General features: G+C 70.0%; 15 protein-coding genes. 6 read left to right on the top strand and 9 right to left on the bottom strand.

Translation table 11 applies throughout. The annotated features are described in order from the left end of the window. Positions 1-54 precede the first annotated feature (54 nt). Complete coding sequence (locus CAL11_RS20225; protein WP_086094022.1) at positions 55-936, bottom strand: alpha/beta fold hydrolase; 882 nt, start codon at positions 934-936, stop codon at positions 55-57. A gap of 101 nt (positions 937-1037) precedes the next feature. Here CAL11_RS20225 and CAL11_RS20220 point away from each other — a divergent pair, with 101 nt between their 5' ends. Beyond that, complete coding sequence (locus tag CAL11_RS20220) at positions 1038-1619, top strand: CGNR zinc finger domain-containing protein (protein WP_086094021.1); 582 nt, start codon at positions 1038-1040, stop codon at positions 1617-1619. A 54-nt stretch (positions 1620-1673) separates the two neighbouring features. On the opposite strand, the gene CAL11_RS24615 is transcribed toward CAL11_RS20220, so the two are convergent. The 6 genes from CAL11_RS24615 to CAL11_RS20190 all read right to left on the bottom strand — a co-directional run bounded on the left by CAL11_RS24615 (position 1674) and on the right by CAL11_RS20190 (position 5733). Next, the gene (locus tag CAL11_RS24615) at positions 1674-1796 is read right to left on the bottom strand and encodes a hypothetical protein (protein ID WP_033447912.1); all 123 of its coding nucleotides are present in this window, start codon (positions 1794-1796) and stop codon (positions 1674-1676) included. Between the two features lie 45 nt (positions 1797-1841). Continuing rightward, entirely contained in the window at positions 1842-2141 is a 300-nt protein-coding gene (locus CAL11_RS20210; protein ID WP_086094020.1) for a DUF4148 domain-containing protein, read from the bottom strand. A 151-nt stretch (positions 2142-2292) separates the two neighbouring features. Beyond that, the gene (locus CAL11_RS20205) at positions 2293-2772 is read right to left on the bottom strand and encodes a hypothetical protein (RefSeq protein WP_033447913.1); all 480 of its coding nucleotides are present in this window, start codon (positions 2770-2772) and stop codon (positions 2293-2295) included. Between the two features lie 15 nt (positions 2773-2787). Further along, entirely contained in the window at positions 2788-3141 is a 354-nt protein-coding gene (locus CAL11_RS20200) for a DUF6152 family protein (RefSeq protein ID WP_086094019.1), read from the bottom strand. 67 nt (positions 3142-3208) lie between these two features. Then, entirely contained in the window at positions 3209-5308 is a 2100-nt protein-coding gene (locus CAL11_RS20195; RefSeq protein ID WP_086094018.1) for a TonB-dependent receptor, read from the bottom strand. Beyond that, a complete protein-coding gene (locus CAL11_RS20190; RefSeq protein ID WP_208617561.1) occupies positions 5305-5733 on the bottom strand; it encodes an Lrp/AsnC family transcriptional regulator in 429 nt (142 codons plus the stop codon). The genes CAL11_RS20195 and CAL11_RS20190 overlap by 4 nt, the downstream gene beginning before the upstream one ends. 153 nt (positions 5734-5886) lie before the next feature. Here CAL11_RS20190 and rocD point away from each other — a divergent pair, with 153 nt between their 5' ends. Together rocD and rocF are read left to right on the top strand one after the other, a co-directional pair. Beyond that, complete coding sequence (gene rocD / locus CAL11_RS20185; protein ID WP_086094016.1) at positions 5887-7128, top strand: ornithine--oxo-acid transaminase; 1242 nt, start codon at positions 5887-5889, stop codon at positions 7126-7128. Next, positions 7125-8069, top strand: coding sequence for an arginase (rocF, locus tag CAL11_RS20180; protein WP_033454274.1), 945 nt, complete (start codon positions 7125-7127; stop codon positions 8067-8069). The genes rocD and rocF overlap by 4 nt, the downstream gene beginning before the upstream one ends. 18 nt (positions 8070-8087) lie before the next feature. Here rocF and CAL11_RS20175 read toward each other — a convergent pair whose 3' ends face one another. Continuing rightward, the gene (locus CAL11_RS20175; RefSeq protein ID WP_033454276.1) at positions 8088-8897 is read right to left on the bottom strand and encodes a response regulator transcription factor; all 810 of its coding nucleotides are present in this window, start codon (positions 8895-8897) and stop codon (positions 8088-8090) included. 321 nt (positions 8898-9218) lie between these two features. Here CAL11_RS20175 and CAL11_RS20170 point away from each other — a divergent pair, with 321 nt between their 5' ends. The 3 genes from CAL11_RS20170 to CAL11_RS20160 all read left to right on the top strand — a co-directional run bounded on the left by CAL11_RS20170 (position 9219) and on the right by CAL11_RS20160 (position 11436). After that, positions 9219-9746: an META domain-containing protein gene (locus CAL11_RS20170; protein WP_033454277.1), complete on the top strand. Its 528-nt coding sequence runs from the start codon at positions 9219-9221 to the stop codon at positions 9744-9746. 91 nt (positions 9747-9837) lie between these two features. Next, positions 9838-10641 carry an META and DUF4377 domain-containing protein gene (locus CAL11_RS20165; protein WP_086094015.1) on the top strand — a complete coding sequence of 268 codons (804 nt, stop codon included), beginning with the start codon at positions 9838-9840 and terminating at the stop codon, positions 10639-10641. A 60-nt stretch (positions 10642-10701) separates the two neighbouring features. Continuing rightward, positions 10702-11436, top strand: a complete 735-nt coding sequence (locus CAL11_RS20160; RefSeq protein ID WP_086094014.1) for a sulfurtransferase — start codon at positions 10702-10704, stop codon at positions 11434-11436. A 34-nt stretch (positions 11437-11470) separates the two neighbouring features. Here the strand turns inward: CAL11_RS20160 and metG are convergent, their stop codons facing one another. Beyond that, the gene (gene metG / locus CAL11_RS20155; protein ID WP_086094013.1) at positions 11471-13558 is read right to left on the bottom strand and encodes a methionine--tRNA ligase; all 2088 of its coding nucleotides are present in this window, start codon (positions 13556-13558) and stop codon (positions 11471-11473) included. Positions 13559-13773 lie beyond the last annotated feature (215 nt).

Below are 13773 nucleotides of genomic sequence, written 5' to 3'. Positions count from 1 at the left end.
GAATATATAACGAAATGCGCCGCGCTCACAAAGGCGGGCCCGCCTCCCCGCGGCTTAGCGGACGTTGGCGTCCAGGAAGGCCCGGATCGCCGGGATGATTTCCGCGCCGTGGGTCTCCAGGGCGAAGTGGCCGGTGTCGTAGAAGCGCACCTCGGCCGCGGGGATGTCGCGTTTCCACGCCTCGGCGCCGGCGGGCAGGAAGTACGGGTCGTTCCTGCCCCAGACCGCCAGCAGCGGCGGCTGCCTTGCGCGGAAGTAGGCCTGGAACTGCGGATAGCGCCGCACGTTGGACGCGTAGTCGAGCAGCAGGTCCAGCTGGATTTCCGCATTGCCCGGCCGGGATACCTGCAGCCCTTCCAGCGTGTAGCCGTCGGGCGCGACCAGGCTGGGGTCGCGCACCCCTTCCAGGTACTGCCACTTGATCGACGCGGGCGTGGGAAAGCCCTGCAGCGCGGCGCGGTTCTCGGCCGTTGGAGACGCCCAGTAGCGCCGGATCGCATCCCAGCCCTGCGCCAGGCCTTCTTCATAGGCATTGCCGTTCTGGGAAACGAGGGCGGTGATGCGCTCGGGGTGCGCGCTCGCCAGGCGCCAGCCTACCGGCGCGCCGTAGTCGTGCACCATCAGCGCATAGCGGTCCAGCCCCAACTGCTCGGTGAAGCGGTCCATCGTTTCGGTGAGGTTGTCGAACGTGTAGGCGTATGCGTCCCGCCCGGGCGATTCCGTGAAGCCGAAGGACGGCAGGTCGGGCGCCACGACGCGATAGCGGTCGGCCAGCGCCGCGATCACGTCGCGGTACATGTACGACGATGCCGCGAACCCATGCAGCAGCAGCACGGCGGGCGACGCGGGGTCGCCCGCCTCGCGGTAGAAGATCTTCACGTCCCCGACCTGCTCGTGGCGGTAGTGGACGGGGGGCGGGACGGCGTTGCCAGGCATGGTGGCCTCCTTGGTAACCGATGAAAGTTGAATTTGAAGGTTACGTAGATTCGATGTAACCTGTCAACAATAAATTGAATGGTTACGCAGGAGCGACAAACATGGCCGCGCCTTCCACGCATCCGCCGCATTTCATCGCCAACAACCTGGCGCTGGATTTCATCAACAGCGCGTTCGGCGTCGGACCGGCCAGCCACGACTGCCTGTCCGACGACGAGAGCGTCGCCGCCTGGCTGAAGGCGGCGGGCCAGTGGCCCGCCGGGCTCGCGCGCCCGCCCGCGGGGCTGGCCGAGCTGGCCCGCGCGCTGCGCGAGGCGGCGGCGCGCATGGTGCAGGGCGCCCGGGCCGGGCAGGCCGGCGATCCGGCGCTGGTGAACCAGGTCCTCGAGGCGGGCCGGCCGGCCAAAAGGCTGGCATGGGACGACGGCCAGGGTGGCTACACGCTCGCCGAATGCCCGCGCGACCAGGGCGCCGCCAGCCTGCTCGAGCCGGTGGCCGCCGCGCTCGCCGATTTGCTTGCCGGCGATGCGCTGCGGCATGTGCGACGGTGCGAGGCGCACGATTGCACGCTGGTCTTCCTGGATATCACCAAGTCGCACCGCCGGCGCTGGTGCAGCATGGCCTTGTGCGGCAACCGGATGAAGGTGGCGGCGTTCCGCTCCCGCAGACAGGGCGCCGGATAGAAAAACGGCCGCCCTGGGGGCGGCCGTCGCGGGCGCAGCGAGGGGGGGCGGCGGCTATCGCCGTGCGTCGCGCGCCGGCTCGCCCGCCAGTACGGGCAGCAGGCGCTCGGGCCCGGCGACGCTGGCCTGGGCATCGACGCCGAACAGGGCCAGCAAGGTAACGGCAAACTGTTTCATGGTGGGCTCCTTGCGGTGGATGGGCGGCGGGCCGCGATGGCGAGCTTATGCGCCGGTCTCGACGTATTCGGACGCGTCCGACGCGCTACGCGCCTGGGCCAGTTCGGCCTGGACCTGCGCGCGGGTGGCGGCGCTGCCAGCCAGCCGGGCCGCGGGTTCCTGCGATTCGCCGAAGACCAGTTGCCCCGCGGCGCGCGCGATCGCCAGTTCGTGCTGCACCTGCGAGCGCGTCAGGCTGCTGCCCTGGGCGTCGGCGGGCGGATAGTCCAGCTCGCCGGAGCCGGCAAAGGCGTTGAAGCCGAACAGGGCGGCGGCGAGCAGGGCGGCGGACGTGAAGGTTCTCATGATGGCTCCAGAAAAGTTATCTACTAATAGATAGATGTCGAGGGAAATAAAAACGCCGGGAGGCGGTGGTTCATGTGCCACATATTATCTACTAGTAGATAGATGCGCAAGCGGCGCCCCATTGTTTTTTCGTATCCCGCCGATAGCCGTCTCAGGCGTAGGCAATCAGCCTGCCCAGCGTGGCGACCGCCAGCCACAGCAGCAGCGACAGGGCCGCCTGCAGGCGGCCCCAGGGTGGCGGGCGGCTGTCCCAGCCGGCCAGGCGGGCGCCCCACAGCGCGCGAAACAGCAGGGCGTTGGCCACGCCCAGCGCGATGCCCGCCGCCTTGTATTGCATCAGTGCGTTGCCAGACAGGGGCGCGGCGTCGGCGCTGAACAGCAGCGCGCCGCTGGCCAGCTGCAGCAGCAGTCCGCCCGCGGCCAGTGGCGTCAGCACGGCCGAGACATCGGCCAGCGCAAAGCGGCGGCCCAGCCCCAGCAGCCGCAGGTCCAGCAGCAGCATGGCGCCCACCAGCAGCACCAGGCCCAGCAGGTGGGCCAGGTTGACCACGGGATAGGCCCAGGGCGAGCCGCGCATCCACGCGCCCAGCGTGGAGGCTTCGAGCAGCGCGGCCCAGGCGGGCGGATCCATGCCGGCCGGCCCGCTTCAGCGCAGCTCTATGGTCTTGCCATCGACGGTGATGCGCTCGGCCCGCACCTCGTGCGTGCCGTCCTTGCGCGGATAACCGACGATGGTGACCGTCTTGCCGACCGCCAGCCCATCCTTGGGCAGGCCGCGCGATTCCATGCGCGAAACGGGCGCCAGCACCACTTCCCAGCTGGCGCCCTGGTAATCCACTTTGACTTCGGCGTGCGGGTTGCGATAGCGCACCTCGGTCAAGGGCGCCTCGATGGTGAGGGTCTTGTCGGCGTCGTAGGAACTCCAGCCGTGGTGGGCCCAGGCCGGCGCGGCCAGCGCGGCCGCCAGGCCGCCGGCGGCGAGCAGGTGTCGGATCGTCATGGGGGCTCCGTATTGCGCGAAAACGCCGGTCCACTATAGGGCCGCGGGCAGTGCCGCGGCAAGCCGTTCAGAACGTGTAGGCGGCGCTCAGGCCGATGCTGCCGTTGCGACCGGGCGCGGGCTCGTAATAGCGCTGGTTGGCCTCGTTGACGATGACCGAGCCGGCGTAGCGCCGGTCGAACAGGTTGTCCACCCGCGCATAGGCGTTCCACGACCAGGGGCCGGCGCGCCAGGCGTAGCCGGCGCTGGCCGCGGCGACGAAGTAGGCCGGCGCGGCTTCGCTATTGGCGTCGTTGACATAGATGCGGCCGAGGTAGCGCGCTTCGATGCCGGCCTGCCATCCCTGCGGCGGAGCCCACGACAGCGCGGCATGAAGCGCCTGCGCCGCCACGCCCGGGATGCGGTTGCCGGCCCGGATGGCGCCCGGACCATCGTCGCGATAACGCGCGTCCAGCCAGGTATAGGCCAACTGCGCGCGCGCGTGGCGGGCGAACTCGCCGTTCCATTGCAGCTCCACGCCATCGCGCCGCGTGCGTCCGGCGTTGCGGTACGTGGCGCGCCCGCCCAGGCTGCCGGCCGAGACGATCTCGTCGTCGGTTTGCGTATGGAACAGCGCGGCGGTCACCAGGCCGGCGCCGGTGCGCCATTTGACGCCGGCTTCCAGGTTGGTGCTGACGGCCGGCTGCAGGCCGAAGTTCAGCCCCGGGGCCTGGTCGGGCCGGTACGACAGTTCATTGAGCGTGGGCGTTTCGAAGCCGCGTCCGTACGAGGCGTACAGGCTCAGGTTCTCGTTGGCCGCATAGCGCAGCGCCGCCACCGGCAAGGCCTTGCGATAGGTGGCGCGTCCGCTGTCGTCGCCGTTGCCCGGCGCCTGGTAATGATCATCCGAGTCGAAGCGCACCGTGCTGTAGCGCAGCCCGGCGTCCAGCGTCCAGCGCTCGGCGAACTGCCACGAGGCCTGCAGGTACGGGTCCAGGTTGTAGACCGTGTTGGTCTCGTCGCGCCGCAACGCGCCCTTGACGCCCAGGTCCGTGGGCGCGGCGGGCGGGCCGGCGTAGTTGTCGTAGCCGCGGCGCTGTTCCTTCATGGCGTCGTAGGCCAGTCCGCCGACCAGGGTCAGCGGCAGGCCGGCCACCTGCTGGCGCGAGGTCCAGCGCAGGTCGGCGCCGCCATAGTCGCGGCCCAGGTCTATCACGCCGCCGGCCTGCGTGGGGCTTTGCTGCACGGCCACCGGAATGGATTGGTATTGCGTGGTGCGGCGCTGCCCGTAGTACAGCATCACGCGCAGGTCGTTGCGCGTGTCGAAGGCGCGCTCGTACAGCAGGCCGCCCTGGGTCTGGCGCACTGTCTTGCGCGTATCGAAGCGCTCGGCCACCGGCGCGCTGCGCGGATCGTCCTCGAATTGCTCGCGCGTCAGGCCCAAGGGATCCTGCGCTTTCAGGTCGACGTGGTTGGCGCTCAGCGTCAGGCGGCTGCCGTCCTCCATGCGCAGGCCCAGCCGCGCGTTGCCCAGGTTCTTGCGCGCGGCGCTGTGGTCGCGATAGCCGTCGGTGGTGAAGCGGTTGAAGTCCAGCACGTAATCCGTGCCGCCGGGCGCGCTGGCGCCGCGCAGCTTGGCGCCATAGCGCCAGGTGCCGAAGCTGCCCGCCGCAGCGCTGCCCGTCACGCTGGGCGGATCGCTGCCCTGTTCGGTGAACACCTGCACCACGCCGCCCGACGAATTGCCGTACAGCGCCGAGAACGGGCCGCGCAGCACTTCCACGCGGCCGGCCGAGCCGATGTCGATGTTCGAGGTCTGGCCCTGGCCGTCGGGCATGGTGGCCGGGATGCCGTCCACGTACAGCCGCACGCCGCGCACGCCGAAGGTCGAGCGCGCGCCGAAGCCGCGTATCGACAGCTGCAGGTCCTGCGCGTAATTCTGGCGGTTCTGCAGCTGCAGCCCGGGCACGCCGGCCAGCCCTTCGGACAGGTTGACCTGCAGGTTGCGCGCGCGCAGGTCGTCGCCGTCGACCACGTCCACGGACGCGGGCGTATCGAGCACCGAGGTCCCGGTGCGCGTGCCGCTGATGCGCACCGGCTCCAGCATGGCGGGCGCGTCCTGCGCGGCGGCCGGCCCGCCCAGCGTGGCGGCGGCGCCCAGGATGCGCAGGCGTCGCAGCGTGTTCATCGGTAGGCCGTCAACAGCAGGTTGCTTTCCGAGTTGGCCACGCCGTCGATGCTGCGCAGGTCGCGCAGCACGCGGTCGAAGGCGGGCAGGTCGGCGGCGCGCAGCTCCACCACCAGGTCCCAGCGGCCGTTGGTGGAATGCACCTGCAGCGCCTCGGGGATGCGCCGCAGCGCCGCGACCACGGCATCGGTGGCCGCGCCGCGCACTTCGATCAGCGTGATGGCGCGTATGCCGGGTTCGTCCTCGTTGCGCAGGCGCACCGTGTAGCCGGCCACGATGCCGCTGCGCTCGAGCCGCGCCATGCGGTTCTGCACCGTTCCGCGCGACACATGCAACTGGCGGGCCAGCGTGGCGGTGGGCAGGCGGGCGTCGGCGCGCAGCAGCGCCAGCAGGCGGCGGTCCAGGGCGTCGAGCGCGTCATCCATGGCAGTCTCCGGGCCGTTTTGGCAGATCGCCAGCCATGCCTGGCGATCTGCTCCATATTGCCTCAGGATTGCCATTTTTCTGGCTTTTCGCTAGCCGGGCATTTCCCTAAGATGGTTGGCAGGCCAGGCGGGACCGTCCCGCGGGAGAGCGCCATGAACACGCCAGCACTCGCCGCCGCGCGGCGCGACCGGATCGAGGACGAACTCGGCGCCCACAACTACCAGCCGCTCGACGTGGTGCTGGCGCGCGGCAGCGGGGTCTGGCTGTACGACACGGCGGGGCGGCGCTACCTGGATTGCCTGTCCGCCTATTCGGCGGTCAACCAGGGGCATTGCCATCCGCGCATCCTGGCCGCGATGGTCGAGCAGGCGCGGCGGCTGACGCTGACCTCGCGGGCATTCCGCCACGACCAGCTCGCGCCCCTGTACGAAGACCTGGCGCGCCTGACCGGCGCGCACAAGGTGCTGCCCATGAACAGCGGCGCCGAGGCGGTCGAGACGGCGCTCAAGGCGGTGCGCAAATGGGGTTACGAGGCGCGCGGCGTGCCGGCCGGGCAGGCGGAAATCATCGTGTGCGCCAACAACTTCCATGGCCGTACGCTGGGGGTCGTCGGTTTTTCCACCGACCCGGACGCGCGCGGCGGCTACGGGCCGTTCGCGCCGGGCTTCACGGTGGTGCCGTTCGGCGACTTCGCCGCGTTGCAGGCCGCCGTCACGCCGTGCACGGTGGCCTTTCTGGTCGAGCCCATCCAGGGAGAGGCGGGCGTCATCCTGCCGCCGCCGGGTTATTTCCGCCAGGTGCGCAGCCTGTGCAGCGAGCGCGATATCGTGCTGATCCTCGACGAGATCCAGACCGGGCTGGGGCGCACCGGCGCTTTCCTGGCCGAGGCGCACGAAGGCATCGAGGCCGATGTCACCCTGATCGGCAAGGCCTTGTCGGGCGGCTTCTATCCCGTGTCGGCGGTGCTGTCGAACCAGGCGGTGCTGGGCATATTCCAGCCGGGCCAGCACGGCAGCACCTTCGGCGGCAATCCGCTGGCCTGCGCGGTCGCGCGCGCCGCGCTGCGGGTGCTGCATGACGAAGGCATGATCGACAATGCGCGCGAGCAGGGCGCCTATTTCATGCAGCGCCTGCGCGCGCTGCCCGGGCCGGTACGCGAGGTGCGCGGCCGCGGCCTGATGCTGGCGCTCGAGCTCGAACCCGACGCCGGACCGGCGCGCGCCTATTGCGAGCGGCTGATGGCGCGCGGCATGCTGGTCAAGGACACGCACGGCCAGACCCTGCGCCTGTCGCCGCCCTTGATTGTCACGCGCGAACAGATAGACTGGGCCTGCGCGCAACTGGCGCATGTGCTTGCGCATTCCGCGCCTGGCTCTTCCGGAGGTCCATCGTGATCGCTGCATCGTTTCCCCACGGGGTCAGCCTGATCGGCGCGCCCACCGATATCGGCGCGGGCCAGCGCGGCGCCTCCATGGGGCCGGAAGCCCTGCGCGTGGCGGGCCTGGTGCGCCTGCTCGAGCGGCGCGGCCTGCAAGTGACCGATCGCGGCAACCTGCAGGGCGCGCCCAACCCATGGCGTCCGCCGGCCAACGGCTACCGGCACCTCAACGAGGTCATCGGCTGGAACCAGCTCGTGCACGACGCCGTCAGCGCCGAATTGCGCCAGGAGCGCCTGCCCATTCTGCTGGGCGGCGACCACAGCCTGGCCATCGGTTCGATCAGCGCGGTGGCGCGCCATTGCCGCGCCACCGGGCGCAAGCTGCGCGTGCTGTGGCTGGACGCGCACGCCGACTTCAATACCAACCGGCTCACGCCCACCGGCAACGTGCACGGCATGCCGGTCGCCTGCCTGTGCGGCAACGGCCCGGCGGCGCTGACCGGCATGGCCGGCCGCACGCCGGCCATCGAGCCGGGCTGGGTGCGCCAGATCGGCATCCGCAGCGTGGACGAAGGCGAGCGCAACCTGGTCTACGACGCCGGGCTAGAGGTCTACGACATGCGCTATCTCGACGAAGTCGGCATGCGCGCGGTGATGGAAGCCGCCCTGGCCGGGCTGGACCCGCAGACGCATTTGCACGTCAGCTTCGATGTCGATTTCCTCGACCCCGAACTGGCGCCGGGCGTGGGCACGACCGTGCCGGGCGGCCCCACCTACCGCGAAGCTCAGCTGTGCATGGAAATGATCGCCGACACCGGCCTGATGCGCTCGCTGGACATCGTCGAGCTCAACCCCGCGCTGGACGTGCGCAACAAGACCGCCCAGGTCGCCGTGGACCTGGTCGAAAGCCTGTTCGGCAAATCCACCCTGATGCGCCGGCGCCCCGGCATCGCCTAGAACGCGGCGCGCCTGCCGCTAGTGCTTGCCGCGCGCGCCGGCCTCGTCGGCGACTTCGGCGGCGAACATATAGCCCCAGCCATGCAGGGCGCGGATCGGCAGGGGCATCTGGTGATGCGCCGCCTTGCGGCGCAAACGGCTGATCATCACGTCCACGAAACGGCTGCGCTGCGCGCCCTGGTCGGCTCCGCCGGGGGCGGACAAGTCGTCGGCGATCAGCGCCTCGCGGCTGATCTTGCGCTCGGGCGCGCGCATCAGGCGCGACAGGAACTCGCGCTCGCCCGTGGTCAGCCCCAGCGTGCGCCCGCCCGGGCTGACCAGCGTCCACCCCTGGTTGGCCAACTGCCATTTGGCGTCGGGCGGCGCCATGGCCGGCTCCAGGGCCAGCGCTTCCATGCCCATGTCGATGCCCGGCTCGGGGCCGCGCGCAAGCTCGGCGGCCTCGGGCTGGGGCGCCAGCGAGACAATGCGGCGCAGCAGGGCCTGCAGCACGGCCGCCAGTTCCAGCCCGCTGACGTCCGAGGGCAGGCACGCGTCGGCGCCGCACAGCAGGGTGCGGATACGGCTGTCGCTGTCGGCGAACGCCTCCATCGCGATGATCCCCACCCGCCGGTCGATGGCGCGCAGCCGCGCGGCGGCGATATGGATGTCGGCGAGCGGCGCGCTCAATATCACCAGCGGGCAGGCGTGCGCCGCGCAATTGTCGTAGACCTCGATCAGTTCCGTGCAGGCGCGGATCTTGAAGCCGAGATAGGCAAGGTGTTCTAGCTGTTTCTGGTGCGCGGCATCGTCTCTGACAAGAAAGATGACATCGAGCGTGCTGTTCATGAGTGGTGCATCCGAATCGACTGAAGGCCGGGCGCGCGGAAGGGCGTGACGCACCGGCGGCGCCGCGAGGCCGCACGCGCGAAGTCCGCGCCGGAACGCGGCACCAATGTTTCATTTAAACATGGATGTTTTCATTTGTGAATATATATTTCAAAAAATCCCTGCGGCCTCGCGCATCCAGGCCGCCCCTGTGCGCGGCCGCCACGCAGCGCCCGCGCCGCCGCGTATAGCCTGCTTACCAAGCGGGCGGGCAAAGGGGGGCCGAATGGGCGGCACGGGCGGTTACAGTAAGGGCTGTGAGATAGCCCGGAGACCTCCCTCATGCCGATCCGCCCGTTCACGCGCGCCTGCCTGGTTGCGGCATTGGGCGCCGCCCTGGCCGGCTGCGCCAGCAACACCGGCCAGGCGCAGGCCGAAGGCGCCGCGGCCGCCAATGCCGCCACCAGCGCCGATTCCTTCGCCCAGACGGCCTGGGAGCTGGTGCGCTGGACCAAGGCCGATGGCGGTTACCGGGTCATTCCCCACGGCGACAACGGCGAGCCGATCTTCCTGACCTTTTTCGCGCAGGGCAAGCAGTACCGGGTCAGCGGGTTTGCCGGCTGCAATCGCTACACGGGCACCTATCGGCTGCGCGACGGCAAGCTGCAGATCACCGCGCCGGCCAGCACCCGCATGGCCTGCCCGCAGCCCGAGCGCGCCCAGCTCGAGGCCGACTACCTGCGGGCGCTGGCGCAGATCCGCTCGTTCACGCTGGACAGCGGCGGCGCGCCGCGCCACCTGACTTTCAACGTACAGGGCGGCGACGTGCTGGATTTCATGCGCCGCCAGGATCCTCCCACGCCCGAATAAGCCGCGGCGCGGCCGCCCGCCGCGCGGACAGGCCCTAAAATCGCTCCCGTAGCGCGGCCCGGCTGGGCCGCCAGTTCCAAGGAGTTCTGTCATGTCCGCAATCTCGCCGGGGCGCGTGGCGCTGTCTTTTTCCCTCTTGCTGGCCCTGGCCGCCTGCGCTTCCGATCCGGCCGGGGGCGGCGCCAGCCGGGCGCAGGCGCCCGAGCGGTACAGCGACATGCTGGCCCAGACCAATTGGGAGCTGGCCCGCTGGACCCGTCCCGGCGGCGCGCTGCGGCCGGTTCCCCATGGCGGCGCCGGCAAGACGGTGCCGATCACCCTGTCGTTCACGCACCAGGGCGGCGCCGCCCGGCTGGCCGGCTTCGCCGGCTGCAACAATTACGCCGGTCAGTACACCATTGCCAACGGCCTGCTGATCGTCACGGCGCCGCCTGTGAGCACCCGCATGGCCTGCGCGAGCGCCGACCTGGCCCGCCTGGAGCAGGATTACCTGGCCGGCCTGACCGCCGTGACCGCCAGCCGGCTCGACCATGACACGCGGCCGCAGCGGCTGACGCTGGCGCTGCGCTCGGGCGACGTGCTGGACTTCGCGCGCCGCGCCGATCCGCTGGCCGGCGGCCAGCCCGGCGCGGCCAAGCTGGTGTACGTCGCGTCGAGCAAGGCGCCCTGCAGCGCCGGCGCGGGCCGGGCCCAGTGCTACCAGGTGCGTGACAGCGCCTCCCAGCCGTGGCAGCTGTGGCACGGGGACATCACCGGTTTCGCTTTCCAGCCCGGCATCGAATACCGGCTGCGCGTGGTGGAAGTGCGCGACCCCAACCCGCCGGCCGACGCGTCGGGGGTGCGCTGGGTGCTCGACCACGTGGTCGAGCAGCGCGTGGCGGCGCCGGCGCCGTAGCGCCTTGGCGGGGCGGTTTACTATTACGCCCTGTTTTTCCTTCGCTCGCGCTTTCCCGCCATGACCGCCGTCGTCAATATCGCCGCCTATAAATTCGTCAGCATCGCCAACCCGGCGGACCTGCGCGAGCCCATGCTCGAACAGGCCGGCCTGCGCCGGCTCAAGGGCACGGTGCTGCTGGCGCCGGAGGGCATCAACCTGTTCCTGGCCGGCGCGCCCGACGATATCGAGGGCTTTCTGTGCTGGCTGCGCGCCGATGCGCGCTTTGCCGACCTGCAGGCCAAGTACAGCGAATCGGCGCGCATGCCGTTTCGCAAGCTGCTGGTCAAGGTAAAGCGCGAGATCATCCGCATGGACCACCCGGCCATCCGGCCCGAAGCGGGGCGCGCGCCGGCGGTCGATGCCGCGACGCTGCGGCGCTGGCTGGCCCAGGGCCGCGACGACCAGGGCCGCGAGCTGGTGATGCTGGACACGCGCAATGCGTTCGAGGTGGATGTGGGAACGTTCCGCGGCGCGCTGGACTGGCGCATCGAGCGTTTCACGCAGTTCCCGCAGGCGGTGCGCGACAACCAGGCCGCGCTGGCGGGCAAGACGGTGGTCAGCTTCTGCACGGGCGGCATCCGCTGCGAAAAGGCGGCCATCTACATGGCCGAGGCCGGCATCGAGCATGTCTACCAACTCGAGGGCGGCATCCTGAAATACTTCGAACAGACCGATGGCGCCGGGTTCGACGGCGCCTGTTTCGTGTTCGACGAGCGCGTCGCGCTCGACGCGGCGCTGGCGCCGCAGGCCTGAAACGGCCGGCCCGCGCGGCGGGCCGGCGGCGCGCTCAGCGCACCCGCATGCCGGGCTGGGCGCCCGGCCAGGGTTCGAGCACGTAGATCCCGGGCTCGGCCTTCTCGTCGGCGTGGCTGGCGGCCAGCACCATTCCTTCGGACACGCCGAACTTCATCTTGCGCGGCGCCAGGTTGGCCACCAGCACCGTCAGCTTGCCGACCAGGTCCTGCGGCTGGTAGGCGGACTTGATGCCCGAGAACACATTGCGATGGCGCCCCTCGCCCACGTCCAGGGTCAGGCGCAGCAGCTTGGTCGAGCCTTCCACTTCTTCGCAATTGACGATGCGCGCGATACGCAGGTCGATCTTGGCGAAATCGTCGATGGTGATGGTGTCGGCCAGGGCCTCGCCGCCCGGCAGGGCGGCCGGCGCGGCGGCTTCGACGGCCTCGGCGGCGGGCGGCTCGAACAGATCGTCCAGCAGCTTCGGATCGACGCGCTGCATCAGGTGCTTGAACGGCGCGACCCGCTCGGGCAGCTGTTGCGCGTCGCCCCACGCGAAGTCGGCGTTCGCGCCGAACAGGTCGCGCGCCACGCGGCTGGCCAGCGCGGGCAGCACCGGCGCCAGCATCACCGACAGGGCCTTGAAGCCGGCCAGCGCGCGCGAGCAGATGTCCTGCAGGCGCAGGCGCGTGGCGGCGTCGGCCGCGCCGATGCCCTTGGCCATCACCCAGGGCTGCGCCGCGTCGAACGCCTGGTTGATGCGGTCGGCATGCGCCATGATCTCGCGCACCGCGCGGTTGTACTCGCGCGCCTCGAAGGCGGCGCGGATCGATTCGGCCTGCTGGGCGAACTCGGCCTGCAGCGCGCTCGTGTCGCCGTCGTACGCCAGTTCGCCGTCGAAGTGGCGGGTGATGAAGGCGGCGGCGCGGCTGGCGATGTTGACGTACTTGCCCACCAGGTCGCTGTTGACGCGCGCCACGAAGTCTTCGGGGTTGAAGTCCATGTCCTCGACGCGCGCGTTCAGCTTGGCCGCCATGTAGTAGCGCAGCCATTCGGCGTCCATGCCGATTTCCAGGTAGCGCAGCGGCGAAATGCCGGTGCCGCGGCTCTTGGACATCTTCTCGCCGCTGACGGTGATGAAGCCGTGCACATTCAGCTGGTCGGGCGTCTTGCGCCCGGCGAACTTCAGCATCGCCGGCCAGAACAGCGCGTGGAAGTAAATGATGTCCTTGCCGATGAAGTGCACCTGCTCGGTCGGGCCGGCCGGGTCGAGCAAGGCGTCGAAGTCCAGGCCCTTCGCCTCGCAATAGGATTTCAGCGAGGCCAGGTAGCCCACCGGCGCGTCCAGCCAGACATAGAAATACTTGCCCGGCGAATCGGGGATCTCGATGCCGAAGTAGGGGGCGTCGCGCGAGATGTCCCAGTCGCCCAGCTTGGCCTCGCCGTCGTCGGCGCCCAGCCACTCGCGCGTCTTGGCCTGCACTTCCGCCTGCAGGTGCTTGACGCCCTGGCGGTTGGCGCCGGTGGTCCATTGCTGCAGGAATTCGACGCAGCGCGGATCGGACAGCTTGAAGAAGAAGTGATCGGACGACTTCAGCACCGGCGTGGCGCCGGTCAGGGCCGAATAGGGGTTGATCAGCTCGGTGGGCGCATACACGGCGCCGCACACTTCGCACGAATCGCCGTACTGGTCCTTGGCGTGGCAGCGCGGGCACTCGCCCTTGATGTAGCGGTCGGCCAGGAACATGCCCTTGACCGGGTCGTAGAACTGCTCGATCGAGCGCGTCTCGATCAGCCCCTCGCTCTTGAGCGCGCGGTAGATCTCCTGCGAGAGCGCCACGTTCTCGGGCGTATCGGTGCTGTGCCAGTGGTCGAAGCGGATGTGGAAGCCGTCCAGGTAGCGCGGCCGCTCGGCGGCGTAGCGGGCCACCAGGGCCTGCGGCGTGATGCCTTCCTTTTCGGCCTTGAGCATGATAGGCGCGCCGTGCGCGTCGTCGGCACCCACGAAATGCACCGTGTGGCCCGCCATGCGCATCGAACGTACCCAGATGTCGGCCTGGATGTACTCCATGATGTGGCCGATGTGGAACGATCCGTTGGCGTAGGGCAGGGCAGTGGTGACGAAGAGCGTGCGTGACATGTCGTAGGGGGCTCAGGGGGAAGGAACGGACAAGCCGGCTATTTTAGGGCCTTTCCGCGCGGGCGCCCGGGCGCGGACGCGGCGGCGCTCGACGGGAGGAGGGAAGGCAGGGCCCGTGCAGGGAGGGCGGCGTGCGCGGCCTGGCCCGGCGCCTGGCCGCACCGGCCTGGCGTCACGCGGGGCTCAGGCATGAAAACGCGCCGCCAGGCCGGGCC

This window comes from Bordetella genomosp. 6 (genome assembly GCF_002119705.1).
Taxonomy (GTDB): domain Bacteria; phylum Pseudomonadota; class Gammaproteobacteria; order Burkholderiales; family Burkholderiaceae_B; genus Bordetella; species Bordetella bronchiseptica_F.
The sequence above is the reverse complement of the archived record's forward strand: the minus strand, read 5'-3'. Positions and strand labels throughout refer to the sequence as shown.